The 24142-nt window shown below is 72.1% G+C and carries 21 protein-coding genes; 4 read left to right on the top strand and 17 right to left on the bottom strand.

All coding sequences use genetic code 11. The features are described from left to right. Positions 1–8: 8 nt before the first annotated feature. From ABD352_RS11940 to ABD352_RS12015, 16 genes are all read right to left on the bottom strand, one after another. Positions 9–2045 carry a hydantoinase/oxoprolinase family protein gene (locus ABD352_RS11940; protein ID WP_344612360.1) on the bottom strand — a complete coding sequence of 679 codons (2037 nt, stop codon included), beginning with the start codon at positions 2043–2045 and terminating at the stop codon, positions 9–11. Beyond that, the gene (locus tag ABD352_RS11945) at positions 2042–3934 is read right to left on the bottom strand and encodes a dipeptide ABC transporter ATP-binding protein (RefSeq protein ID WP_344612361.1); all 1893 of its coding nucleotides are present in this window, start codon (positions 3932–3934) and stop codon (positions 2042–2044) included. Before ABD352_RS11945 ends, ABD352_RS11940 begins: the two co-directional genes overlap by 4 nt. 10 nt (positions 3935–3944) lie before the next feature. Then, positions 3945–4802 (bottom strand): ABC transporter permease, encoded by an 858-nt coding sequence (locus ABD352_RS11950; RefSeq protein ID WP_344612362.1) that lies wholly within the window; start codon positions 4800–4802, stop codon positions 3945–3947. Next, positions 4802–5812 carry an ABC transporter permease gene (locus ABD352_RS11955; RefSeq protein ID WP_344612363.1) on the bottom strand — a complete coding sequence of 337 codons (1011 nt, stop codon included), beginning with the start codon at positions 5810–5812 and terminating at the stop codon, positions 4802–4804. The genes ABD352_RS11950 and ABD352_RS11955 overlap by 1 nt, the downstream gene beginning before the upstream one ends. Further along, complete coding sequence (locus ABD352_RS11960) at positions 5813–7447, bottom strand: ABC transporter substrate-binding protein (RefSeq protein ID WP_344612364.1); 1635 nt, start codon at positions 7445–7447, stop codon at positions 5813–5815. It abuts the gene before it with no gap. Positions 7448–7751: 304 nt separating this feature from the next. Further along, positions 7752–8744, bottom strand: a complete 993-nt coding sequence (locus ABD352_RS11965; protein ID WP_344612365.1) for an amidohydrolase family protein — start codon at positions 8742–8744, stop codon at positions 7752–7754. Next, complete coding sequence (locus tag ABD352_RS11970) at positions 8741–9259, bottom strand: 3-hydroxyanthranilate 3,4-dioxygenase (protein ID WP_344612366.1); 519 nt, start codon at positions 9257–9259, stop codon at positions 8741–8743. The genes ABD352_RS11965 and ABD352_RS11970 overlap by 4 nt, the downstream gene beginning before the upstream one ends. Next, positions 9252–9668, bottom strand: coding sequence for a RidA family protein (locus ABD352_RS11975; protein WP_344612367.1), 417 nt, complete (start codon positions 9666–9668; stop codon positions 9252–9254). Before ABD352_RS11975 ends, ABD352_RS11970 begins: the two co-directional genes overlap by 8 nt. Next, the gene (locus tag ABD352_RS11980) at positions 9665–10387 is read right to left on the bottom strand and encodes a 2-keto-4-pentenoate hydratase (protein WP_344612368.1); all 723 of its coding nucleotides are present in this window, start codon (positions 10385–10387) and stop codon (positions 9665–9667) included. The genes ABD352_RS11975 and ABD352_RS11980 overlap by 4 nt, the downstream gene beginning before the upstream one ends. Continuing rightward, positions 10384–11397, bottom strand: coding sequence for a 4-hydroxy-2-oxovalerate aldolase (gene dmpG / locus ABD352_RS11985; protein ID WP_344612369.1), 1014 nt, complete (start codon positions 11395–11397; stop codon positions 10384–10386). Before dmpG ends, ABD352_RS11980 begins: the two co-directional genes overlap by 4 nt. Before the next feature lie 70 nt (positions 11398–11467). Continuing rightward, positions 11468–12346, bottom strand: a complete 879-nt coding sequence (locus ABD352_RS11990; protein ID WP_344612370.1) for an acetaldehyde dehydrogenase (acetylating) — start codon at positions 12344–12346, stop codon at positions 11468–11470. Beyond that, entirely contained in the window at positions 12343–13143 is an 801-nt protein-coding gene (locus tag ABD352_RS11995) for a 2-keto-4-pentenoate hydratase (RefSeq protein WP_344612371.1), read from the bottom strand. The genes ABD352_RS11990 and ABD352_RS11995 overlap by 4 nt, the downstream gene beginning before the upstream one ends. Then, the gene (locus ABD352_RS12000; protein ID WP_344612372.1) at positions 13140–14594 is read right to left on the bottom strand and encodes a 2-hydroxymuconic semialdehyde dehydrogenase; all 1455 of its coding nucleotides are present in this window, start codon (positions 14592–14594) and stop codon (positions 13140–13142) included. Before ABD352_RS12000 ends, ABD352_RS11995 begins: the two co-directional genes overlap by 4 nt. Further along, positions 14591–15964 (bottom strand): FAD-dependent oxidoreductase, encoded by a 1374-nt coding sequence (locus ABD352_RS12005; RefSeq protein ID WP_344612373.1) that lies wholly within the window; start codon positions 15962–15964, stop codon positions 14591–14593. Before ABD352_RS12005 ends, ABD352_RS12000 begins: the two co-directional genes overlap by 4 nt. Beyond that, on the bottom strand, positions 15961–17178 hold the full coding sequence (gene kynU / locus ABD352_RS12010) for a kynureninase (protein ID WP_344612374.1): 1218 nt from the start codon (positions 17176–17178) through the stop codon (positions 15961–15963). The genes ABD352_RS12005 and kynU overlap by 4 nt, the downstream gene beginning before the upstream one ends. After that, positions 17178–17990 carry a tryptophan 2,3-dioxygenase gene (locus ABD352_RS12015; RefSeq protein ID WP_344612375.1) on the bottom strand — a complete coding sequence of 271 codons (813 nt, stop codon included), beginning with the start codon at positions 17988–17990 and terminating at the stop codon, positions 17178–17180. Before ABD352_RS12015 ends, kynU begins: the two co-directional genes overlap by 1 nt. Positions 17991–18109: 119 nt before the next feature. Between ABD352_RS12015 and ABD352_RS12020 the strand changes: the two genes are divergently transcribed. From ABD352_RS12020 to ABD352_RS12035, 4 genes are all read left to right on the top strand, one after another. After that, a complete protein-coding gene (locus tag ABD352_RS12020) occupies positions 18110–18541 on the top strand; it encodes an Lrp/AsnC family transcriptional regulator (protein WP_344612405.1) in 432 nt (143 codons plus the stop codon). A 48-nt stretch (positions 18542–18589) separates the two neighbouring features. Continuing rightward, positions 18590–19711 (top strand): AI-2E family transporter, encoded by a 1122-nt coding sequence (locus ABD352_RS12025; protein ID WP_344612376.1) that lies wholly within the window; start codon positions 18590–18592, stop codon positions 19709–19711. A 72-nt stretch (positions 19712–19783) separates the two neighbouring features. Beyond that, the gene (locus ABD352_RS12030; protein WP_344612377.1) at positions 19784–22516 is read left to right on the top strand and encodes a cation-translocating P-type ATPase; all 2733 of its coding nucleotides are present in this window, start codon (positions 19784–19786) and stop codon (positions 22514–22516) included. Next, positions 22497–23432 (top strand): polyphosphate kinase 2 family protein, encoded by a 936-nt coding sequence (locus ABD352_RS12035; protein WP_344612378.1) that lies wholly within the window; start codon positions 22497–22499, stop codon positions 23430–23432. The genes ABD352_RS12030 and ABD352_RS12035 overlap by 20 nt, the downstream gene beginning before the upstream one ends. Before the next feature lie 38 nt (positions 23433–23470). Here ABD352_RS12035 and ABD352_RS12040 read toward each other — a convergent pair whose 3' ends face one another. After that, on the bottom strand, positions 23471–24049 hold the full coding sequence (locus tag ABD352_RS12040) for an HdeD family acid-resistance protein (protein WP_344612379.1): 579 nt from the start codon (positions 24047–24049) through the stop codon (positions 23471–23473). Positions 24050–24142: the final 93 nt, after the last annotated feature.

Genomic DNA, 24142 nt, shown 5'->3' on the forward strand with positions numbered 1-24142 from the left:
CGAACCGGTCATCGCGCACGCACCAGCAGGTAGCCGTGGGCGTCGACCGACACGCGCTGGCCCGACGGGACCACCGTCGTCGACGTGCCCTCGTCGACCAGCGCCGGGCCGTCGAACGCGTCGCCCGGCGCGAGCAGCGCCCGGTCGTAGACGTCGAACGGCACGATCGCCCGGGCGCCGAAGTCGAACGCGTCCCGGCGCCCGAGCAGGGCCCGGGCGGGATCGCCGTCGCCGGGCGGCGGCTCGACCAGCGTCGGGCTCGCCGTGCGGCCCACCGCGCGCAGGCGCAGGTTCAGGATCTGCAGGCGGTTGTTCATCGCGTGGCCGTACCGGGCGGCGTGCAGCTCCTGGAAGGCGGCCCGCGCGCCGTCGGGGTCGAGGGTGTCGCGCCCGATCGTGACCGTGAGGCTGTGCTCCTGCCCGAGGTAGCGCAGCTCCAGCTGCCGCTGCAGGACCGCCAGCTCCGCGGGCACGCCCTGCGCGCTCAGCGAGGCCAGCGCCTCGGCCTCGACCTCGGCGAAGGTCGCCTCGACCGCGGCCGGGTCGACCTCGTCGAGCGGGGTCATGAGGGTACGGCTGAAGTTGTCCTCGATGTCGGCGCTGAGCATGCCCCACGCCGAGAAGCCCGACGGCGCGAACGGCACGATGACCTCCGCGATGCCCATCTCCCGGGCGAGCAGCGGCGCCAGCAGCGGCCCGGCGCCGCCGAAGGCGAGCAGCGAGAACTGCCGCGGGTCGCGGCCGCGCTCGACGGTGATCTGCCGGACCGCGCCGACGGTCCGCGCGAGCAGCACGTCGAAGATGCCGGCGGCCGCCGCCTCGACCGGCAGCCCGAGCGGACCGGCCACCTGCTCGTCGAGGGCCTTACGGGCCGCGTCGGCCTGCAGCCCCATCTCGCCGCCGAGGAACCGGTCCGGGTCCACGTAGCCGAGCGCGACGGCGGCGTCGGTGACGGTCGGGCGGGTGCCGCCGCGGCCGTAGCAGACCGGGCCCGGGTCGGCGCCCGCGCTCTGCGGGCCGACCTTGAGCAGGCCCCGGTCGAGCCAGGCGATCGAGCCGCCGCCGGCGCCGATGGTGCGGATGTCGTACGTCGGGATCAGCAGCGGGAAGTGCTCCAGCTGCGCCTCGTGGGCGGCGACCGCGCTGCCCTGCTCGATGACGCACGCGTCGAGCGAGGTGCCCCCGATGTCGAAGGTGAGGAGGCTGTCACGGCCCAGCGCGCCGGCGAGGTACGCGGCGCCGACGATGCCGCCGGCCGGTCCACTGAGGACGGTGTGGGTGGGCGAGCGCTTGGCCGCCTCGCTGGTCATCGACCCGCCGCCGGAGCGCATGATGAGGAAGCGCCCGGCGAAGCCGCCGTCGGCCAGCCCCCGCTCCAGCTCGTCGACGTAACGCTCGAAGATCGGGCGGATGTACGCCTCCAGCACGGTGGTGCTGGTGCGCTCGTACTCGCGGTACTCCCGCGCGATGTCGGTCGACAGCGAGAGGCTGACGTCGGGGTAGCGCTCGCGGATGAGGGCCGCCGCGGCGCGCTCGTGCGACGGGTCGAGGAACGCGTGCAGGAAGCAGATGGCGATCGACCGCACGCCCTGCACCTCGACCAGCTCGCGGGCGGCGGCGAGCACCGAGTCGGCGTCGAGCTCGTCGACCACGCGGCCCTTGTAGTCCAGCCGCCCCTTGACCCCCGCCGTGTGCCGGCGCTTCACCAGGCTCGGCGGGCGCTCGTACTGGAAGTCGTACATGTGGTCGGAGGGGACGTTGCCCCGCCCGATCAGGAACACGTCCCGGAAGCCCTCGTTGGTGATGATGCCGGTCGCGGCGCCGCGGCGCTCCAGCACCGCGTTGAGGCCCAGCGTCGTACCGTGGATGAACAGCTCGACGTCGGACAGATCCGTGCCGAGCGCGGCCACCGCGGCGAGCACGCCGTCGGCCGGGCGGGCCGGGGTGGTCGACGCCTTGCGGAACCGCACCTGGTTGGTCCGGGTGTCCAGCTCCATCGCGTCGACGAACGTGCCGCCGATGTCGACGGCCAGCCTGAGACTCACACCAACTCCCCAATCTCCGGCACCCGCCAGCAGGCGGCCCGGCTCTCCCCGTACTGCTGCAACTGCTGGTCTTCGCTCCGGCACCGGTCGGTGACGAACGGGCACCGGGCCGCGAGCGCGCACCCGGTCGATGCGTCGGCCTCCTCCAGGTCGCGGACCAGGGCCACGCCGCGCGACAGCAACGCCCGCGTGTATGGGTGGCGCGGCCGCGCGAAGACCTCCTCGACCGGACCCTCCTCGACGATCCGGCCGAGATAGAGCACGACGACCCGGTCGGCGAACCCGCGGACGGTGGCCAGGTCGTGCGAGATGAACACCGAGCCGTGCGAGCGGTCCGCGCCGACCTCGTCGATCACCGCGAGGATCTGCGCCTGCACGGTCACGTCCAGCGCCGACGTCGGCTCGTCGAAGACGATCAGGTCCGGCTCGGCGACGAGCGCGCGGGCGATGCCGACCCGCTGCGCCTGGCCGCCGCTGAGCTCGTGCGGCCGGCGGGCGAGGATCGAGCGGTCCAGCTCCATCCGGTCGAGCGCGGCGGCCGCCCGGGCGGCCCGCTCCGCCGCGGGGACGCCGAGCGCGCGCAGCGGCTCGCCGATCGCGTCCTCGACGGTCCGGCGCGGGCTGAGCGAGCCGATCGGGTCCTGGAAGACCAGCGCGCTGCGGGCGGCCGTGACGCGGCCGCCGGTCGGCTTGGCGAGCCCCACGATGAGCCGGGCGAGGGTGGACTTGCCGCACCCGCTCTCGCCGACGACGCCGATCCGCTCGCCCTTGGCGACGGTGAGGCTGACCCCGCGCAGCGCGTGGTGCCCGCCCCGGCCGAACCGGCTCTTGTAGACCACGTGCGCGTCGTCCACGACGAGCACGGGCTCGGTGCCCGCGGTCGCCGCGGCCCGCCGGGCGGCCGTGCCGACCGTCACGTCGGTCGCCTGCCCCGCCTCGACGTCGTCGTGCAGCGGGTGGAAGCAGGCCGCCGTCCACCGCCGGCCCTGCTCCTCCAGTCGCGGGCGGGCGGTCCGGCAGTCGTCCTCGGCGTGCGCGCAGCGCGGCGCGAAGGGGCACGCGACCGGCGCCTCGCGCATCAGCGGCATCGCGCCGGGCGTCACCAAGACGGGCCGGCCGTCGAGGTCGGGTACCGAACGCAGCAGCGCCCGGGTGTACGGGTGCGCCGGCGCGGTCAGCACCTGCCCGGCCGGGCCGGTCTCGGCGACGGTGCCGGCGTAGAGGACCACGATGCGGTCGCACACGGCCGCGATCGCGTTGATGTCGTGGGAGACCAGGAGTACGCCGCGGCCGTCGGTGTCGGCGGCGTGGCGGAACTGGCGCAGGATCTCGGCGGTCAGCGTGACGTCGAGGCCGGTGGTCGGCTCGTCGGCGATGAGCAGGCGCGGCGCGCACCCGGTGGCGAGCGAGATCATCACCCGCTGGGCCATGCCGCCGGACAGCTCGTGCGGGTAGGCCTCGAGGCGGCGCCGGGCGCTGCGGATGCCGACCGCCTCGAACAGCTCCAGCGCCGACGAGCGGGCCCGCGCGCCGTCCATCTCCTGATGGGTCCGGAGCCGGTCGATCAGCTGCCGCCCCGCGGTCCGGGTCGGGCTGAGCGCGCCGCGCGGGTTCTGGAAGCACATCGCGGCACCGTGGCCGCGGTGGTGGGCCAGCTGCTCGGCGGACATGGTCAGCACGTCGGCGCCGTCGAAGCCGACCCGGCCGGTCGCCACCGAGCCGGTGGGCAGCATGCCGACGATCGCCCGGCCGACCATGCTCTTGCCGCCGCCGCTCTCCCCGACCAGCCCGACGACCTCGCCGGCGTCGACGGTGAACGAGACGTTGCTGAGCGCGGCGACGCGGCCGCCGATGACGACGGAGAGGTTGTCGATCGAAAGCAGACTCACGTGCGGCTCCTCATCGTCGGACCCGGTCGGCGCGCTCCTGCAGGCCCTCGCCGAGGAGGCTGAAGCCCAGGACGCAGACGAGCAGTGCGATGCCGGGCGGCACCGAGGTCCACCACCGGCCCGCCACCACGTCGCTGGTGCCGAGGCTGATCATGGCGCCCCACTCGGCGTCGGGCACCGGGATGCCCAGCCCGAGGAACGACAGGCCGGCCAGCGTGAGCATCGCCCAGCCGCAGTTGAGCGGGGCGATGACCCGCACCGGCGTGATGCTGTTGGGCAGCACGTGTCGCCACAGCAACCCGATCGTCGAGGCGCCGGAGGTGCGCGCGGCGTCGACGAAGGTCAGGTCGCGGATCGTACGGACCTCGGCACGCACCAGGCGGGCGTAGGCGGGCGCGTTCACCAGCGCGATCGCCACGGTCAGGTTGAGCGGCCCGCTGCCCAGCAGGGCGGCGACCGCGAGCGCGAGGATGAAGGTGGGGAACGCCTGGAAGATGTCGGTCAGGCGCATCAGCACGTCGTCGAGCCAGCCGCCGAAGTAGCCTGCGACCACGCCGAGGATGCTGCCCAGCACGACGGCGACGGCGACCGCGGCGACGGCGATGCCGAGGTCGACGCGGCCGGCGTACAGCAGCCGGCTCCACACGTCCATGCCGTTGACGTCGGTGCCGAACAGGTGCGCGCCGCCGGGCTCGGCGAGGGTGGGCGCGTCCCCGTCGATCTGGTTCGGCCCCCACGAGGTGAGCAGCGGGCCGAGCAGCACGGCCAGCGCGACGACGGCCAGGATCCCGGCGCCGGTGGCCACCAGGACGGTGCCGAAGCGACCGTCGCGGTCCGGCCGGCGTCGGCCGGTGCGCAGCAACGACATCAGATCCTCACCCTCGGGTCGAGCATGGCGTGCACGACGTCGGCGATCAGGAACACCACGACGTAGCAGAGCGCGATCACCAGCACCGACGCCTGCACCACCGGGTAGTCGCGGTAGAGCAGGCCGCGCAGCGCCCACTGACCGAAGCCCTGCCAGGAGTAGACGTACTCGATGAGCACCGTCGAGCCGATCGCGAAGCCGAAGACGAGCGCGGCCAGCGACGGCAGGCGTACCAGGGTCGCCCGCACCAGGTAGCCGCGGCGCAGCAGCCGGCCGGGCAGCCCGTGGGCCTCGGCGGCCGCGTAGGGCTCGGACCGCAGTACCTCCAGCGCCGACGCGCGCACGCTGCGCAGCAGCGGGGCCACGATCACGATGACGAGCGTGAGCACCGGCAGCGCCAGGTGCCACAGCGCCGACGTCAGCGCCGGCATGTTGCCGGTCAGCAGGGCGTCGAGCGCGTCGGCGCCGGTGATCGGGGTGAGGTCGGTGTCCGGGTCGACGCGGCCGCTGGGCGCCGGGAACCAGCCCAGGCCCGCATAGCCGACGAGGATCAGCACCAGGCCCAGCCAGAACTCCGGCATCGAGTTGCCGATCAGCGCGAGCACCCGGATGCCGTGGTCGCCGGCCCGGTTCGCGTGCCGGGCCGACCACAGGCCCACGACGGTGGCGATCACCACGGCGATCGCCACCGCCAGCACGACCAGCTCCATGGTGGGGCCGATCCGCAGCGCCATCTCGCCGCCGACCGACTGTCCACTCTGGATCGACGTGCCGAAGTCCCCGGTGACCAGGCCGCCGAGGTAGTCGACGAACTGCCGCCACAGCGGCTTGTCGAGGCCGAACCGGGCCCGCGCCGCCGCCTCGTCGGCGGCGGTCGCGTTGGGCCCGAGGATGGTCCGGATCGGGTCACCGGGCAGCACCCGGACCAGCAGGAATGTCAGCACGACCACCCCGAGCAGGACCGGAATGAGCTGGAGCAGCCGGCGGGCGACGAACCGGAGGATTCGCATTTAGGCCGACGCACCCAGGTAGCGCAGGCGGGCCAGGCCGTCCATCGGCTGCACCCATCCGGACACCGACTTGCGCACCGGCAGGTTGAAGTTGGGCTGGCAGATCACGACCCACGGCACGTCCTCGGCCATGGTGTCCTGCACCTGTGCCCAGAGCTGGTTGCGCGCGCCGGCATCCACGGTGGTGTGCGACTGCTCGTAGAGCTGCTCGATCTTCGGGTTGGTGTAGTTCGAGTAGTTGAGGTTGGCGCCCTTGACGAAGCTGGTCGCCAGCATGTACTCGACGTCGTTGACCCACAGCTGGCCCGAGGTGATCTGCAGCGGGATGTTCTTCTTCCCGCGCCGGTCGGCGAGCGTCGCCGGGTCGAGCGGCGTCAGCTTGAGCTCGATGCCGGCCTTGCGGGCCTCACTCTGCACGAGCACGGCGAGCTGCTGCTGTTCGTCGTTGTTGGCCTGGAAGACCAGCTCCGAGCTGATCGAGGTCTTGCCCGACGCGGCGAGCGCCGCCTTGGCCTTGTCGATGTCGTACGTGTACGGGTACCCCTTCTCGGAGTAGCCCGGCATGTCCAGCGGCACGACGCTCTTCGTCGGCCGGGCGTCGCCGCCGTACACGTTCTTGATGATCTGCTCGTACGGCGTGGCGTAGGCCAGCGCCTTGCGCACGTTGACGTCGTCGAACGGCGCGGTGGTCGTCGACATCTGGATGGCGATCTGCGAGTTGCTGGCCGCCGACAGCACCGTGATGCCGGAGGCGCTCTTGAGGTCCTTGATGTCGCGCGGGCTCGCGCCCAGCGCCACGTCGATGTCGCCGGACTGCAGCTGCAGCCGCTGGTTGGCGGCGGCCGGCACGACCGAGATGCGGATCGTCTTGGTCTTGGCGGGGTCCGGGCCCGGGTAGGCGTCGTTCGCGGTGAGCTCGATCTCCTGGCCCTGGGTGGCCTTGGAGACGTTGAAGTAGCCGCCGGTGGGCGGGTTCTTCGCGAACCACTCCTTGGCCCACGGGTCCGCGTCGGTGGCGTGCTTCTTCGCCTCGGCCGAGTCGAAGACGTAGAGCGAGATGGCCTGGATCTGCCGGGTCAGCGCGCTCGGGAACTCCTGGTGGAACTCGACCGTGTAGTCGTCGACCACGACGACCTGCTCGGGCTTGGTGAGGCCGATCGTGCGGTAGATGCCGGCGACGTTGGCCTTGGCGGCGAACGCCCGGTCCTTCGACCACTTCACGTCGGCGGCCTTGAGCTCGTTGCCGCTGGGGAACTTGAAGCCCTTGCGCAGCTTGAGCGTCCACACCTTCTTTTCGGCGTCCGGCTCGAAGGACTCGGCGAACGTCGGCATGATGTTGTCGGTGTCGAGGATCTTGCTGTCCCCGACGGCCTTCACGCCGTAGTCGATCATGTATGGGAAGACGTTCTTGTACAGCATCAGGGCGGTCAGGTCGAAGCCGACGAAGTCCTGGTCCCAGCTGCTGATGTAGCTGGACACCGCGATCTTCAGCGTCGACGACTTGGCGCCGCCGGATTCCGACGACGAAGTGTTGTTCTTGCTGCCGCTCGCGCAGGCGCCGGTGGCGAGCAGGAGCGCGCCCACGCCGCCGAGCTGAAGTACGGAGCGGCGGGAGAGAAGGGGAGAGTCTGCCATGTTCACTCCTCTGTTAGCCCGACCTGTTCGATGTTCTATCAGGCGCGAGTTCAGTGAACAAGATGCGTCCCGCAGTGAACAGGAAAGATACAGCTAGCGGCGGCACTCTCCGACCGTATGGAGGATGCCGCGGATCAGGTCTGTTCACCAGATTTCACAGGCACGAAACAGCGGTCTGAGCGGCCGCCAAACGGCGCCGGGCCGTGCGACGACGTCGTCGCACGGCCCGGTGTTCGCGGGGCGGTGTCCGGCCGGCTCGCGGCCTTGTAGTCAGCGTCCGAGGAACCGCGGCGCAGCCTTGTGGTCAGCGTCCGAGGAACCGCAGTGCGTTGCCGCCCAGCAGCTTCGCGCGCTGGGCCTCGCTCAGGAAGCCGGCCCGGTCGACCACCGCGCCGACGGGGCGCTCGCCCAGCGGATACGGATAGTCGCTGCCGAGCATGACCCGGTCCTCCCCCAGCGTCTCGACCAGCAGCCGCAGGGCGGCCGGGTCGAACACGACGGAGTCGACCGAGAAGCGGTCGGCGTAGTGCGACGGCGGGTGGGCCGCGCGGCCCCGGACCACGTCGCCGCGGCGGTGCCAGGCGTTCTCGGCGCGGCCGAGCCAGAAGGCGAAGCTGCCGCCGCCGTGGGCGAAGCAGATCCGCAGCGACGGCGGTACCGCGTCGAAGACCCCGCCGAGGATCATCGCCACGATCGACAGGTGCGTCTCGGCCGGCATGCCGGTCAGCCAGCGGGCCATCCACCGGTCCAGGCGCGGACCGGCCGGCATGTCCCACGGGTGCACGAACACCGGCGCGTCGACGGCCGCGCAGTGCTGCAGGAACGAGACGATGCCCGGGTCGTCGAGGTCGCGCTCGCCCACGTGGTTGCCGATCTCGACGCCGACGTGCCCGTTGGCCAGGCAGCGGTCGAGCTCGGCGCAGGCCGCGTCCGGGTCCTGCAGCGGCACCTGGCAGAACGGCACGAGCCGGCCCGGGGCCTCGGCGGCCAGCTTCAGCGTCAGGTCGTTGAAGATCCGGGCGACCTTGACCGCCTGAGCGGCCGGGCGGTCGTAGGAGAAGAACACCGGCGTCGGGGAGATCACCTGCACGTCGACGCCGTCGGCGTCCATGTCCTCCAGGCGGGTCGGCGCGTCCCACGCCGACGGGCCGATCGGCCGGAACTCGGTGGACCCCACCATGATCATCGCCGCGCGCTCGGAGTCGACGCGCAGCCACGGCCACCCGGTGCCGCCGCACTCGGCGGCGAGGTCCGGCCAGCCGAGCGGGACCAGGTGGGTGTGGACGTCGACCCTCATCCTTTACCCGGGTGCACGCTGCCGCACTGGGTGCAGGTCCGCGCCTTCTCGTCCTCGTAGAACGCCTGGAACACCGGCGGCAGGTCGACCACGATGTCGCGCACCTGCAGCTCGACCTCATGCACCTTGTTCCCGCACGACGGGCAGTACCACTGGAACTTCTCCAGGGTCCCCTCCTCGCGCACCCGCTCCACCACGATGCCGATCGAGCCGGCCTCGCGCTGCGGCGAGTGCGGCATGTTGCCCGGCAGTAGCCACATCCCGCCCTCCTTGATGTGCACCGTGTCCGGGCCGTCGGGCGTCATGACGTTGAGGTGCATGTTGCCCTTGATCTGGTAGAAGAACTCCTCGTACGGGTCCACGTGGAAGTCGGTGCGCTGGTTGGGCCCGCCGACGACCATCACGATGAAGTCCGACCCGGTCGGGAACAGTTGCTTGTTGCCGACGGGCGGCTTGAGCAGGTGCTGGTTCTCGGCGAGCCAGTCGGGAAAGCTCACCGGCGACATGTCAGTCATCTCCACCTCCACGGGGGATCAGCGCGACGGCCTGGATCTCGATCAGCAGGTGCGGGTGCGGCAGCTGGTGCACCGCCACGGTGGTGCGGGCCGGCCCGGTCTCGTCGAAGAACTCGGCGTAGACCTCGTTGTAGCCGCCGAAGTCGTTCATGTTCACCAGATACGTGGTCACCTGCACCAGGTCGGCGAGCGACGCGCCGACCGCGGCGAGGATGTCGTCGATGTTGCGCAGCACGGCCCGCGTCTGCTCGCGGATGTCGAGGCTCGTCGTGCCCATCGCGTCCGCCGACGCGCCGGCGATGGTGTTGTCGGGCCGGCGCGACGACGTGCCGGAGACGTACGCGAACCCGCCCGCGACCTTCACGTGTGGGAACCGCCCGCGCGGCCGGGCCGCGCCGTCGACGATCATGACAGCGCCCGCAGGGAGGCGGTGCCGAGGCCCTCGACGACCGCGCGCACGTGCGCACCGGGCGCGAGCGGCACGGCCGCCGTCGCGGCGCCGGCGAGCAGCACCCAGCCGTCCTCCAGCCGCACACCCGCCGAGGAGGCCAGCGTGGCCGCGGCCGCGAGGGCCCGGCGGGGGTCGCCCAGGATGGCGGCCGTGGACCCGATCTGGGCGACTCGCCCGTCGACCTCCAGCAGCACGCCCAGGTTGTCCAGCCCGGCCGGCAGCGGCTGCCACGCGCCGATGACGAACCCGGCCGCCGAGGTGTTGTCGGCGATCACGTCGGGCAGCGCGAACTTGAAGTCGGCGTAGCGGGAGTCGATCAGCTCCAGGGCCGGCGCGACGGCGGTGGCCGCGCCGTTCGCGTCGAGGCGGAACGCCACCTCGGGCTCGACCCGGGGGTGGATGTACCGGCCGGCGTCGACCGTGCCGCCGTCCTCGACCCGCATCGCGTCGGTGAGCCGGCCCCAGATCACCTGGTCGACGCCGACCTGCGCCATCTTGGCCCGGCTGGTGAGACCCAGCTTGAGGCCGACCAGCCGTTCGCCGCGGCCGACCCGCCGCGCCACGAGCGCCTCCTGGATGCGGTACGCCTCGTCGGCATCGGCGCCGCTCTGCGAGACCACCTGGGGAATCGCCGTGCGGGTCCGCTCGGCCTCGTCGAGCCGCTCTGCCAGAGTCATCCTCGCTCCTTCACCAGATCGAGGGCGACGTCCACGATCATGTCCTCCTGGCCGCCGACCATCCGCCGGCGGCCCAGCTCCACCAGGATGTCCCGTACGTCCACGCCGAAGCGTTCCGAGGCCCGCTCGGCGTGGCGCAGGAAGCTGGAGTAGACCCCGGCGTAGCCCAGCGAGAGCGTCTCCCGGTCGACCCGCACGGGGCGGTCCTGCAGCGGCCGCACCAGGTCCTCGGCCGCGTCCATGAGCGCGAACGTGTCGCAGCCGTGCTCCCAGCCCATCAGGTCGGCGACCGCCACGAACACCTCCAGCGGCGCGTTGCCGGCGCCGGCGCCCTGCCCGGCGAGGGAGGCGTCGACCCGCACGGTGCCGTGCTCGACGGCGACCACGCTGTTGGCGACGCCGAACGACAGGTTGTGGTGGGCGTGGATGCCGATCTGGGTGGCCGGGTCGAGCACCTGGCGATAGGCGTCGACCCGCTCGGCGACGTCGCGCATGAGCAGCCGGCCGCCGGAGTCGGTGACGTAGACGCAGTGCGCGCCGTACGACTCCATCAGCTTGGCCTGCTCGGCCAGCGCCGCGGGCGGGTTCATGTGCGACATCATCAGGAAGCCGGAGACGTCCATGCCGTTCTCCCGCGCCCAGCCGATGTGCTGGGCGGCGATGTCGGCCTCGGTGCAGTGGGTGGCGATCCGCACGCTGGTGACGCCGAGGTCCCGGGCCTGCTTGAGGTCGGCGATGGTGCCGATCCCGGGCAGCAGCAGCGTGGTCAGCCGCGCGTTGGTGATCGCCTCGGCGGCCGCCGCGATCCACTCGGGGTCCGTGGCCGCGCCGCGGCCGTAGTTGACGCTCGACCCGGCCAGGCCGTCGCCGTGCGCGACCTCGATGGCGTCGACGCCGGCCGCGTCGAGCGCGGCGGTGATCGTGCGCACCTGCCCGACGGTGTACCGGTGCGCGATGGCGTGCATGCCGTCGCGCAGCGTCACGTCCTGGATGTACAGACGCTCGGTCATGAAGCCCTACCTTGAGTCGCAAGAACCAAGACAAGTGCGCGGCAAGCCCGCCTCCGCTTCGCTCCGGCGGTCATGCCGCCATCCTCTCGGCGACCTGCAACGCGGCGGAGGTCATGATGTCGAGGTTGCCGGCGTAGGCGGGCAGGTAGTGCCCGGCGCCGGAGACCTCGAGGAACACGGACACGAGCAGCCCCTCGGGGTCGGTGGAGAACTGGACCTCCTGCTTGAGGCGGTAGCCGGGCACGTACCCGCCGACCGCCTTCACCATCGCCTCGACCGACGCGGCGATCGCGGTCCGGTCGGCGTCGCGGTCGGGGCAGACGCAGTACACGGTGTCGCGCATCAGCAGCGGCGGGTCGGCCGGGTTGAGCACGATGATGGCCTTGCCCCGGGCGGCGCCGCCGACGACCTCGAGCGCGCGGGCGGTGGTGACGGTGAACTCGTCGATGTTGGCCCGGGTGCCGGGGCCGGCCGACTTCGAGGCGATCGAGGCGACGATCTCGGCGTAGGCGACCGGGGTCACGGCCCCGACCGCGGCGACGATCGGCACGGTCGCCTGGCCGCCGCACGTCACGAGGTTGACGTTGGGCGCGGCGAGGTGCTCGTCGAGGTTGACCGTCGGCACGACGTACGGCCCGATCGCCGCGGGCGTGAGGTCGACGACCCGGCGGCCGTGCGCCTGCAGCACCTCGTTGTTGTGCCGGTGCGCCCCGGCGCTGGTCGCGTCGAAGACGATCCGCACGTCGGCGAACTCGGGCATGGCGACCAGGCCGTCGACGCCGGCCGCGGTCGTGGCGACGCCGAGCCGCCGGGCCCGGGCGAGCCCGTCGGAGTCCGGGTCGATGCCGGCCATCGCGACCATCGAGAGCGACTCCGAGAGCCGCAGTACCTTGATCATCAGGTCGGTGCCGATGTTGCCCGAGCCGATGACGGCCACGCCCACGGTCATGCCGCGCTCCCTTCGAAAACCGCCCGGACCGACCCGAGCCCGGAGACCCGCGCCTCGTACACCGGCCCCGCGGCCGTCACGGGCACCGAGACCATCGGGCCGAGCGCGCCGGACAGCACGAGGTCGCCGGCGCGCAGCGGGCGGCCGGCGGCGGCGAGCGTGGTGGCCAGCCAGGCGACCGCGTGCACCGGGTTGCCGAGGCAGGCCGCGCCCGCCCCGACCGACACCGGCTCGCCGGCGTGCTCCACCACGGCCCCGCACAGCCGCAGGTCGACGTCGGCCAGCCGGCGCGGCGCGGTGCCGAGCACGTACAGGCCGCTGGAGGCGTTGTCCGCCACGGTGTCCACGATGGAGATGTCCCAGCCCGCGATGCGCGAGTCGACCACCTCGATGGCCGGCAGCAGGTACTCGGTGGCCCGGATGACGTCGACGACGGTGACCTGCTCGTCCGGCAGGTCGCGGCCGAGCACGAACGCGACCTCGACCTCCACGCGCGGCTGGAGCAGCTTGCCGGCCGGGATCGGGGCACCGTCGGGCACGGCCATGTCGGCGTACAGCACGCCGAAGTCCGGCTGGAAGACGCCGAACATGCTCTGCACGGCCGGCGAGGTCAGGCCGATCTTCGCGCCGACCGGCCGCCGCCCGGCGGCCTCCCAGCGCTCGGCCTGGGCCCGCTGCACGGCGTACGCCGTGGCGACGTCGCCCTCCGGCAGCACCGTCCCGCGCAGCGGCGGGATCGGGGTGCCGGTCTCGTAGGCGGCCAGCAGCGCCTCGGCCGCCTTCTGCACATCGGTCATGAGAGGTCCACGCAGACGTTGGTGAGCTCGGAATAGAAGTTGAGCGAGTGGACGCCGCCCTCGCGGCCGACGCCGGAGGCCTTGACGCCGCCGAAGGGCGAGCGCAGGTCGCGCAGGAACCAGGTGTTGACCCAGACCAGCCCGGCGTCCAGCGCCAGGCCGGCCCGGTGCGCCCGGCCGACGTCGCGGGTCCACACGGTCGCGGCGAGGCCGTAGTCACTGTCGTTGGCCAGCGCGAACGCCTCCTCCTCGGTGTCGAACGCCGCGATGTGGCAGACCGGCCCGAAGATCTCCTCGCGGTTGGTCCGCGCGTCCGGCGGGAGGCCGACGAGCACGGTCGGCTGGACGTACGCGCCACCGTCGCGGGCGTCGTCGAAGGTCGGCACCCCGCCGCCGGTCACCACGGTGGCGCCCTCCGTGCGGGCGAGGTCGTAGTAGCCGAGCACCTTCTCGCGGTGCTGCTTGGAGATCAGCGGCATCGTGCCGGTGCCCTCGTCCTGCGGCCATCCCCACGACAGATCGGACGCCGCCTTGCCCAGCCGGGTGACGAACTCGTCGAAGACCGGGCGCTGCACGTACAGCCGCTCGGTGCACAGGCACACCTGGCCGCCGTTGGTGAAGCTGGAGCGCACCGAGCCGGCGACGGCCGCGTCGAGGTCGGTGTCGGCGAACACCAGGCCGGCGTTCTTCCCACCGAGCTCGAACGAGACCGCCTTCACCCCGTCGGCGGCGGCCCGCATGATCGCCGAACCGGTCGCGGACTCGCCGGTGAACGTGATCGCGTCGACGTCCGGGTGACGGGTGAGGAACTCCCCCGCCGAGTCCGGCCCGAACCCGTGCACGAGGTTGAAGACGCCGTCGGGCACGCCCGCGGCGGACATCACCTCGGCGAGTACGGTCGCCGAGGAGGGCGTCTCCTCCGATGGCTTGACCACGACCGCGTTGCCGCACGCGAGCGCCGGGGCGACCTTCCAGGTCAGCAGCAGCAGCGGCAGGTTCCACGGCACGACGATCGCGACCACGCCGACCGGCTTGCGCACCGCGTAGTTGAGGGCGCGCCCCCCGGCCGGGGTGACGGTGGTGAACGACTCGGCCGGTGCCGCGGAGACGATGTCGGCGAACGCCCGGAAGTTGGCCGCCCCGCGGGGGATGTCGAGCGTGCGCGCCTGGCTGACCGGCTTGCCGGTGTCGGCGACCTCGGCGGCGACCAGGTCGTCGAAGCGCCGCTCCAGCTCGTCGGCGATCCGGCGCAGCACGGCGGCGCGCTCCAGCTCGCTGGTGCGCCCCCACGGGCCGCGCACGGCCGCCCGCGCCGCCTCCACCGCGGCGTCCACAGTGGACCGGTCGGCCTCGCACACCTCGGTGACGCGGTTGCCGGTGACCGGGCTCAGCTTCGCGAACGTCGAACCGGTGGCGACGAAGCGCCCACCGACGAAGTGGCGCAGGGTCATCGCCGCCGCCCCTTCGCCACGGCGGCGCCGAGCGCCCCGAGCCCGCCGAGCGCGAGCACGCCGACCGCCCCGAGCACCTGGTGCTGCCGCCGCACCCGGTCCCGCACCTGCGCGTAGGGCGTGGTGCTGAACGAGACCAGCTCGTAGCGGGACACGTACCGGCCGGGCAGCGCCCGCTCCAGCGCGTGCTCGATCTTCTTGCCGAGCTGGAACACCGGCGAGGCCACCTTGTCCCTCATCTCCACGAAGTTGTTGAGCGCCATCGTCGCGATCGCCTCGACGTCCTCGCGGCGGCGGGCCTCGAACAGCGGCAGCGCGGCGGCGAAGTCGTCGCCGGTCTCGTCGAGTACCCGGTCGAGCACGACGCAGTCCTCGAAGCCGCAGTTGGCGCCCTGCCCGTAGAACGGCACGATCGCGTGGGCGGCGTCACCGATCAGCCCGACCGGGCCGCCCGGCGTCGCCGCCTGCCACGGCCCGCAGCGGACCGTACCGAGCAGGCCGACCGGGTTGAGCCGGTAGTCCTCGACGAGGTTCGGCATCAGCGGTACCACGTCCGGGTAGACCGCCCGGAAATGCCGCTCGATCGCGGCCGGGCTGCCCAGCGAGGCGAGGCTCGACGTGCCGCCGTGGGGCCAGAACAGCGTGCAGGTGAACGTCCGGTCCGGGTTGGGCAGCGCGATCATCATCGACGTGCCGCGCGGCCAGATGTGCAGCGCGCCCGGGTCCATGGCGAAGTCGCCGTCCGGGCCGGCCGCGATGGTCAGCTCCTTGTAGCCGTAGTCGAGGAAGTCGACCGACTCGTCGATCAGCCCCATGCCGAGCAGCTGGCCGCGCACCGCGCTGCCGGCCCCGTCGGCGCCGATGACGACGTCGGCGCTCGCCTTCGCCTCGCCGGCCGGCGTCGCGAACACCAGCGGGTCGAGCCCGGTGAGCCGGTGCTCGAAGACAATGCTCACCCCGGGGGTGGCGGCGGCCGCGTCGAGCAGGGCGTTGTTGAGCGCGCCCCGGCTGATCGAGTTGATCGCCCGCTGACCGTCGATGCTGTACTGCTGGAAGTCCAGCTCGCCGTCGACCGGATGGATCATCCGCCCGTGCATCGGCAGCGCGTCGACGAGCACCCGCTCGTGCAGGCCGACCCGCCGCAGCGCGTCGATGCCCCGCTCCGACAACGCCAGGTTGATCGACCGGCCCCGCTCGGCCGCGGCGGTGCGCGGGTCGGGCCGGCGCTCGTAGACGGTCACCTGGTGCCCGCGCCGGGCCAGGAAACAGGCGAGCAGGCTGCCGGTGAGCCCGGCACCGACCACGGCGACATGAGTGGGCGAGGAGTGAGCTTGCGAGCCCCGCAGCCCACGGCCGGACAGACTGCTCATGCCCCCACCTCCTGTGCAATCGCGGCGGCGGCCCGCCAGCAGTCGTGGTACGTCGAATACAGCGGCACCGGCGCCAGCCGCACGATGTCGGGCTCGCGGCTGTCGGCGATCACCCCGTGCCGGTGCCGCAGGGTCTTGCTCAGCCCGCCGGCGTCGGCGACCCGCAGCGACAGCTGACAGCCGCGCCGCGCCGGGTCGCGCGGCGTCACCACCTCGACGCCGATCGGGTCCAGTAGCGACTGCAGGTACGCGGTGAGCCGCTCGCTGCGCGCCCGCAGTGCCGGCATGCCCACCGCGTCGAACAGCTCCAGGGACGTGCGCACCGGGCTCATCGCGAGGATCGGCGGGTTGGACACCTGCCACGCGTCGGCGGTCCGCGGCGGCCGGGACACCGGCGCCATCTCGAACCGGGTCGCCGCCTCGGTGCTCCACCAGCCCTCGAAGCGGGGCAGGTCGGCGCCGGCGTGCCGCTCGTGCACGAACGCGCCCGCCACCGCCCCGGGCCCGCTGTTGAGGTACTTGTACGAGCACCACGCGGCGAAGTCGACGCCCCACTCGTGCAGCCGCAGCGGGACGTTGCCGGCCGCGTGCGCCAGGTCCCATCCGACGACCGCGCCGGCCGCGTGCCCCGCCGCCGTGATCCCCGGGATGTCCATCAGCTCGCCGGTGAGGTAGTTGACCCCGCCCAGCATGACCAGCGCGATGCGGTCGCCGTGCTCGCGGATCGCCGCCAGCGGGTCGTTCGTGCGCACCACCGTCTTGTCCGGGTCGAGGCCGTGGAAGGCCGCCTGGCTGCGCACCGCGTAGCTGTCCGACGGGAACGCCGTGTCCTCCACGACGATCAGCGTGCGGGCGCCCTCCGGCCGGTAGAACGAGACCATCAGCAGGTGCAGGTTGACGGTCAGCGAGTTCATCACGACCGTCTCCGCGGGCAGCGCGCCGACCAGGCGGGCGGCCGGCTCGCGCAGCAGCTCGTGGTACGGCAGCCAGGGCCGTCCGGCCTCCAGATGCCCCTCGACGCCGAGCCGGGCCCACTCGTCGAGCTCCTGCAGCAGCTCGCCCCGCACGGCGCGCGGCTGCAGGCCGAGCGAGTTGCCGGCCAGGTACGCCGTCTCGGGGTGGTCGCCGCCCTCGGCGGGTGGCACGAGGAACAGCTCCCGGTGCCCCGGATCGTCGGCGTCGAGCCGCCGGGCCTCGTCTTCTCCGAGTCGCATCAGATCACCGTCCGGGCCGACCAGAGCTCGGCGAAGACGACCCGCGCCATGCTGCGGGTGAGCCAGGCCGCGCCGGAGGAGCCGCCGCTACCCGGCTTGTTGCCCATGGTCCGTTGTACCGCGGTCAGGTGCTTGTACCGCCAGTCGCCGAACACGTCCGCGACGTCGGTCAGCGCCTCGCCGAGCAGGTAGAGCGGGTTGTCGCCGCGGTCGTCGCGGTAGATCTCCACCCAGGCCCGCTCGACCTCCGGCGACGGCTCGTACTCGTGCGAGTGGTCGCGCTCCAGCACCTCCTCGGGGATCTCGAAGCCGCGGCGGGCGAGCAGCGCGGTGACGTCGTCCCACACGCTCGGCGCGCGCAGGGCGGCGGTCAGGTCCTGGTACAGGTCGGCCTGCCGCTTGAACGGGCGGATCAGCGCCTCGCTCTTGAGCCCGAGCAGGAACTCCAGGTGGCGGTACATCGCCGACTGGAAGCCCGACGCGTCGCCGAGCTGCGCGCGGAACCGGTTGAAGTCGGGCGGCGTCATCCAGCGCAGCCCGTTCCAGGCGGCGACGAGCCCTTCCAGATGCAGCTTGATGCGGCGCAGCGGGGCGAGGGCGCCCCACACGTCGTCCTCACGCAGGAGCCGCTGGGTCTCGCGCAGTTCGTGGCACGCCAGCCCGAACCACAGCTCCATCACCTGGCTGACCATGAGGAACGACATCTCGCCGGGGTCCTTGGTCAGCGGCTGCTGCAGCGAGTGCAGCGTGCTGGCGTGGACGTACGCGTCGTATGGAACCTGTTCGGGGAAGTCGAGGATCGGACCACTCACACCTCAATCCTGGTACGGTGACCCACCTCCACGAAATAGTGGATCAACGGTCGTTTAGGCTGCTCACGTACGGTATGGAAACCGTCCGGGGTGATCGACTTTTCGAACGGAAGGTGTCCGTGGACAACATGGACTGGGCGCTGCTGCGCGAACTGCAGGATGACGGTCGGCTCTCCTACTCCGAACTGTCCCGCCGGGTCCACCTCTCACCCCCGGCGGTCGCCGAGCGGGTCCGTCGTCTGGAAACCGCCGGGGTGATCACCGGCTACCACGCACACGTCGACCCGGCCAAGGCCGGCCGGCACGTCGTCGCACTGATCACGATGTCGTGCTACGGCTCGCGTTGCGTGCTGCGCGATCCCGAGGTGCTGAACTGGCCGGAGGTCATGGAGGTCCACCGCGTGACCGGCGACGCGTGCTCGATCCTGAAGGTCGTGACGGTGTCGATGGAGGACTTCGAGGCCACGATTGATCGTTTGGCCCCGTACGGCCAGCCGTCGAGCACGATGGTCCTGTCGACCCCGCTGAGCTGGCGCCCCCTGTCGCCTTAGCCGCATCCAGCAGGATTGCCCGCGCTCTGCGGGGGTAGTGCCCGGCCGATGTTGAACCGCCTTGATGGGCCATCTTCCCGGCCATTGTCGAACCGGCTGCGAGCGGCGGGCGCCGTGGCCTGGTCGCTCGTCGGCGTGGCGCTGCTGGTGGTCGCGGCGATCTTCCTGCTCGTCGTCCTGCGGCCCATCGTGATCGCGCTGGTGGTCGCCCTGTTCCTGGCCATCGTGTTCCTGCCGGTCATCGACGGCATCGCGCGGCGCCGCGTGCCCCGCAGCGTCGGTGCCGCCGCCACGCTGCTCCTCGTGATCGCGCTGGGCGCCGGCGCCATCGCGCTCGTCGTGTGGGGCGTGGCCAGCCAGCAGGAACAGATCAGCAAGAACCTGGACGCGGCCGTCGGCGAGCTGCACCGCATCCTCACGTCGGCAGGGGTCAGCGGCAACGCCGCCGAGGCCGGCCGGAATTCCGTGCAGCAGTCGGGCAACACGCTCCTGGCCGGCCTGCTGCCCGCGCTGGGCAACCTGCTCGGCACCGGCGTCAACATCCTGCTCGGCCTGTTCGTGGCGCTGTTCATCTGCTTCTTCCTGCTCATGAACGGCCACGCCATCGCCGACCGGGCCGCCACACGGCTCCCGCTGCCCGAGCACCTGGCTCGGCGCCTCCTCGGCCGGGCCGCCGTCGTCATCCGGCGCTACTACGGCGGGCTGAGCCTGATCGGGGCGTTCAATGCCGTCGCGGTCGCGATCGGCGCGCTGATCCTGCACGTACCGCTGGTGGGCGCGATAGCGGTGATCACGTTCCTCGGCACATACGTGCCCTACCTCGGCGCGGCGGTCGCCTCGATCTTCGCCGTGCTGATCGCGCTCGGCAGCGGCGGGCAGTCGGCCGCACTGTGGATGATCCTGGTCGTCGTGCTCGCCAACGGCCTGCTCCAGAACCTCGTCAGCCCGCTCGCCTTCGGCGCCACACTACGCATGAGCGCACCGGCGGTCCTCCTCGCCACGCTGGTGGGCGGCGCGCTGGCCGGCGTCGCCGGGCTCGCGCTCGCCACCCCGGTGACCGCGATCGTGGCACGCAGCATCGAAGTCCTGCGGGAGCCGCCCGCGACGGCGGACGAGGACACGGACGAACCGCCACTCGCGGCACCGGCGTCGGAAGGCGATCCGGCTTAGGGCGGGCGTGCGTCAATCGCCGGCGACTGGGTAGTCCGCTCATCCGTCGGATTTCCAGGAGGCGACCAGCTCATGGCCACGTCGGCGGCCACGGAGGCCGAATCCCCGCCCTTCCACGCGCTGTCGGTCCGCGACGCACTCGCCGTGGAGCACGTCGAACCGCTCGCCGGCCTGCCGGCCGCCGAGGTGACGGCGCGACGCGCCGCGTACGGCCCCAATCGGCTGGTCGAGTCGCGCAAGGAGCCGTGGTGGCGGGCGTTCCTGCGGCAGTACGCGGACCCGATGCAGATCGTGCTGCTGTGTGCCGGGATCGCCAGCCTGTACCCGCTCAAGCAGTACGGCACGGGCATCCTGCTGCTGGTGCTGACGCTCTTCAACGCGGTCCTCGGGCTGCGCCAGGAGGGCAAGGCCGCGGCCGCCGTCAGCGCGCTGCAGAAGATGATGATCGTCAAGGCGCGGGTGCGCCGCGACGGGCAGCTGACCGAGCTGGCCGCGGAGGAGCTGGTGCCGGGCGACGTCGTGCAGATCGAGGCCGGCGATCTGGTCCCGGCCGACGGTCGCCTGGTCAGGTCCGCCGGGCTGGAGGTCGACGAGTCGGCGCTCACCGGCGAGAGCGTCCCGGCGGCCAAGGACGCCGGCACGGTGGCCGGCGCCGACGCGGCGCTCGGCGACCGGGTCGACATGGCGTACATGAACACCAACGTCACCCGGGGCACCGGCGAGCTCCTGGTCACCGCCACCGGGATGGCGACCGAGGTCGGGCACATATCCGGGATGCTGCAGGCGGAGCAGGACACCGAGACGCCGCTGACGCGGCAGCTGTCCCGGCTGACGAACCAGATCCTCGTCGTCGCCGGCGTCGCGCTGGCGCTGTCGATCGCGCTCAACCTGGCGCGCGGCAACGCGTTCAACGTCGTGTTCCTGGCCGCGGTCGCCTTCGCGATCTCGGCCGTCCCCACCGGCCTGCCGGCGGTCGTGACGACGATCCTGTCGCTGGGCACCCAGCTGCTCGCCCGGTCGAACGCGATCGTCAAACGGCTGCGGTCGACCGAGACGCTCGGGTCGACCTCGGCCGTCAACTCCGACAAGACGGGGACGTTGACGCTGAACCAGATGACCGCGGTCGAGCTGACCATCCCGGGCCGGCGGTACGTGGTGTCGGGCAGCGGGTACCGCACCGACGGCGACATCCGGCACGCCGCGGGCCAGCCGGACGTCCCCCTTGAGCCGTTCCTGCTGCCGATGGCGCTGGCCGGCGACGCCGTGGTGAGCGACGGCCGGCTGATCGGCGATCCCACCGAGGGCGCGCTGGTCGTGCTCGCCGAGAAGGGCCACCTCGACGTGGCGTCGACGCGGCAGCGGTACCCGCGCGTCGCGGAGGTGCCCTTCGACGCCGCCTACAAGCTGATGGCCACGTTCCATCGGATGACCGACGAGTCGGGCACCGAGGTCGTGCGCTGCTTCGTCAAGGGCGCCCCGGACCAGCTGCTCGCCCGCGCGGCGGCGGTGATCTCGCCCGGCCTGACCCCGACCCCGCTGGACGACGAGCTCCGCGCACGCTACCTGGCCGAGAACGACCGGCTCGCCGCGCAGGGACTCCGGGTCATGGCCACCGCCCGCAAGGACTTCGCCCCGGCGACGTTCGACCCGCAGGCGGACCTGCTCGCCGCCCTCGACGGGCTCACCCTGCTCGCCCTCGTCGGCATCGTCGACCCGCCGCGGCCGCAGGCGCAGGCCGCGATCGCCACGGCGAAGGCGGCCGGCATGCGGGTCCGCATGATCACCGGCGACCACGCCGTCACCGCGGCGGCCATCGCACAACAGCTCGGCATCGACGGCCGGGCCATCAGCGGGGCCGAGTTCGCCGCGATGAGCGACGAGCAGCTGATCCGCGAGATCGACGACATCGGGGTCATCGCCCGGGTGACCCCGGAGCACAAGGTACGCCTCGTCGAGGTGCTGCGACGCAAGGGGCACATCGTCGCGATGACCGGCGACGGCGTCAACGACGCGCCCGCCCTCAAGCGCGCCGACATCGGCATCGCGATGGGCATCACCGGCACCGAGGTCTCGAAGGAAGCCGCCGCGATGATCCTCACCGACGACGACTTCGCGACCATCGTCAAAGCCGTCGAGATCGGCCGCGCGCTCTACGACAACCTCAAGCGGTACGTCTTCTTCCAGATGGGCGTCCTCATCGGCTTCATCGCCACGTTCCTCGGCGCCAGCATCTTCAACATCGCCTCCGGCGTGCCCTTCGTGCCGCTGCAGACCCTCTGGGTGAACTTCACGACCCAGGTGTTCCAGGCGATCGGCCTCGGCTACGGCCGCCCGGAGCCCGACATCATGGACCGCCCGCCCCGGCGGGCCGACGAGCCGCTGCTGCCCCGCCGCACGCTGCTGTGGCTGGCGTTCGTCGGCGTGGTGCTGGGCGTCGTCACGCTGGCGGTCATCCAGTGGGCGGACGCGTGGTACGGCATCGGCGTGGCCCGCACGATGGGCTTCACGACCTTCGCGCTGCTCAATCTGTTCCTGTCGGTCACGGTGCGCAGCGAGACCCGCTCGGTGTTCAGCCTGGACACCTTCGACGACCACCGCTTCCTGGTCACGAGCGGCATGTCCGTCGCCGCCATCGTGCTGGCCACCGAGTGGGGGCTGCTGCAGCGGTTCCTGCACACCGTGGGCCTCAGCGTGGTGCAGTGGCTGATCTGCATCGGCGCCGCCCTGTCCGTGATCGTGGTCACCGAGGTGCGCAAGGCCATCCTGCGCAGGGGAGGCGAGCGCCGTGCCGAGCAAACCGCGTGACGGCCGCCATGGCGGCGACGCCCCGGGCGCACCGCGTGACCGCATCGCCGAGCTGATCGCGCCGCTGCGTGTCCGGCCGGGCACGAAGGTCCGGCTGCCGCGGGACTTCGACCCCGGGGACACCGGGGACCTGGTCAACAAGGGCGCGGGCACCGAGCTGCTGCAGCGCGGCGTGGCGATGCTCGCCGAGTACCAGGCGCGGCTCGCCGCCGAGCACCGCCGGGGGCTCCTGGTCGTGCTGCAGGCCCTCGACGCCGCCGGCAAGGATGGCACCATCCGCCACGTCATGAGTGGCGTCAACCCGCAGGGCGTGCGGGTGCACAGCTTCAAGGTCCCGTCGGCGGAGGAGCTCGACCACGACTACCTGTGGCGGTACGGCTGGCGGCTGCCCGCCCGCGGCGAGATCGCCATCTTCAACCGCTCCCACTACGAGGAGGTGCTCGTCGTCCGCGTCCACCCGGAGCTGCTGGACAAGCAGAAGCTGCCGCCGTCGGTGCGGATGCGCGACGTCTGGGACCACCGGTTCCACACCATCAACGAGTTCGAGCGGCACCTGAGCGAGAACGGCTTCCGGATCGTCAAGCTGTTCCTCAACGTCTCCAAGGACGAGCAGCGCAAGCGGCTGCTGCAGCGCATCGACCGGCCGGAGAAGAACTGGAAGTTCTCGGCGGCCGACCTGCGGGAGCGGCAGTTCTGGGACGACTACCAGCGCGCGTACGGCGACATGCTCTCGAACACGAGCACGGAGTGGGCGCCGTGGTACGTCATCCCGGCCGACCACAAGTGGTTCGCCCGCATCGCCGCGGCCGCCGCCATCGTCCACGCGCTCATGGAGCTCGACCCGCAGTTCCCGACCCTGGACCGCCGGGCGCGTGACGAGCTGACCCGGTTGCGCAGCGCGCTCGAACAGGAGTAGCCCCGCCGCTCGTGGGCGGCGGGGCCAACGTTGTCCTCCTAGTGCGCGGTGACCGCTCGGCGTGCTTGCAGGGCCACGCCCACCTCGACCGCGCCGAGCACGAGCGCGGTGATCCCGGTCAGCAGGATCAGGGATGTCAGCGAGATCCCCGGCCAGGCGAAGAACACGATGCCGACCGCGATCGACACCGAGCCCATCGTCAGCAGCCACGTCCGCGGCCGCCCATGGGCCGTCATGCCCAGCAGCAGCTCGGCGAAGCCGCTCACCAGCCAGGCCATGCCGATCAGCACCGACAGGGCCACGACCGCGGTCCCGGTCGAGCGCAGGCACGCGACGCCCAGCACGAGCAGCACCAGCCCGAAGGCGCCGTCGACGAGGTGCTGCATGGTCGCGCCGTGGCCGCTCCTGAAGACGCCGGCGACGCGCGCCACGCCCATCACCACCAGCCAGATGCCGGCGAGCACGCCGAGCAGGCGCAGCGTCGCCGCCGGCCAGACCAGCACGGCGACGCCGAACAGCACCGTGATGACCCCGGCGGCCACCAACTGCCAGAAGGGCACCTCCACCGGGCCGTGCAGCGTCCCGGCGGTCGAGGGATGTCCGGAAGCGGTAGTCATGGGTGCGACACCTCCAAGGGCTAGCCCGACATCTACAGCGTCGGCCTCCAACCGTCACCGCTCATCCCCCGTGCGGGGTGAGCGGAAGCGGTG

It is taken from the genome of Dactylosporangium salmoneum (assembly GCF_039532525.1).
Lineage (GTDB): Bacteria > Actinomycetota > Actinomycetes > Mycobacteriales > Micromonosporaceae > Dactylosporangium > Dactylosporangium salmoneum.

Bases quoted from the DNA above. Each gene is read 5' to 3' on its own strand.
- ABD352_RS11950 (WP_344612362.1), bottom strand. From the start codon at position 4,802: ATGTCGTTGCTGCGCACCGGCCGACGCCGGCCGGACCGCGACGGTCGC.
- kynU (WP_344612374.1), bottom strand. From the start codon at position 17,178: ATGCGACTCGGAGAAGACGAGGCCCGGCGGCTCGACGCCGACGATCCG.
- ABD352_RS11960 (WP_344612364.1), bottom strand. From the start codon at position 7,447: ATGGCAGACTCTCCCCTTCTCTCCCGCCGCTCCGTACTTCAGCTCGGC.
- ABD352_RS11995 (WP_344612371.1), bottom strand. From the start codon at position 13,143: ATGACCGATGTGCAGAAGGCGGCCGAGGCGCTGCTGGCCGCCTACGAG.
- ABD352_RS11990 (WP_344612370.1), bottom strand. From the start codon at position 12,346: ATGACCGTGGGCGTGGCCGTCATCGGCTCGGGCAACATCGGCACCGAC.
- ABD352_RS12000 (WP_344612372.1), bottom strand. From the start codon at position 14,594: ATGACCCTGCGCCACTTCGTCGGTGGGCGCTTCGTCGCCACCGGTTCG.
- dmpG (WP_344612369.1), bottom strand. From the start codon at position 11,397: ATGACCGAGCGTCTGTACATCCAGGACGTGACGCTGCGCGACGGCATG.
- ABD352_RS12030 (WP_344612377.1), top strand. From the start codon at position 19,784: ATGGCCACGTCGGCGGCCACGGAGGCCGAATCCCCGCCCTTCCACGCG.
- ABD352_RS11975 (WP_344612367.1), bottom strand. From the start codon at position 9,668: ATGATCGTCGACGGCGCGGCCCGGCCGCGCGGGCGGTTCCCACACGTG.
- ABD352_RS11965 (WP_344612365.1), bottom strand. From the start codon at position 8,744: ATGAGGGTCGACGTCCACACCCACCTGGTCCCGCTCGGCTGGCCGGAC.
- ABD352_RS12025 (WP_344612376.1), top strand. From the start codon at position 18,590: ATGTTGAACCGCCTTGATGGGCCATCTTCCCGGCCATTGTCGAACCGG.
- ABD352_RS11955 (WP_344612363.1), bottom strand. From the start codon at position 5,812: ATGCGAATCCTCCGGTTCGTCGCCCGCCGGCTGCTCCAGCTCATTCCG.
- ABD352_RS11980 (WP_344612368.1), bottom strand. From the start codon at position 10,387: ATGACTCTGGCAGAGCGGCTCGACGAGGCCGAGCGGACCCGCACGGCG.
- ABD352_RS12005 (WP_344612373.1), bottom strand. From the start codon at position 15,964: ATGAGCAGTCTGTCCGGCCGTGGGCTGCGGGGCTCGCAAGCTCACTCC.
- ABD352_RS12040 (WP_344612379.1), bottom strand. From the start codon at position 24,049: ATGACTACCGCTTCCGGACATCCCTCGACCGCCGGGACGCTGCACGGC.
- ABD352_RS11970 (WP_344612366.1), bottom strand. From the start codon at position 9,259: ATGACTGACATGTCGCCGGTGAGCTTTCCCGACTGGCTCGCCGAGAAC.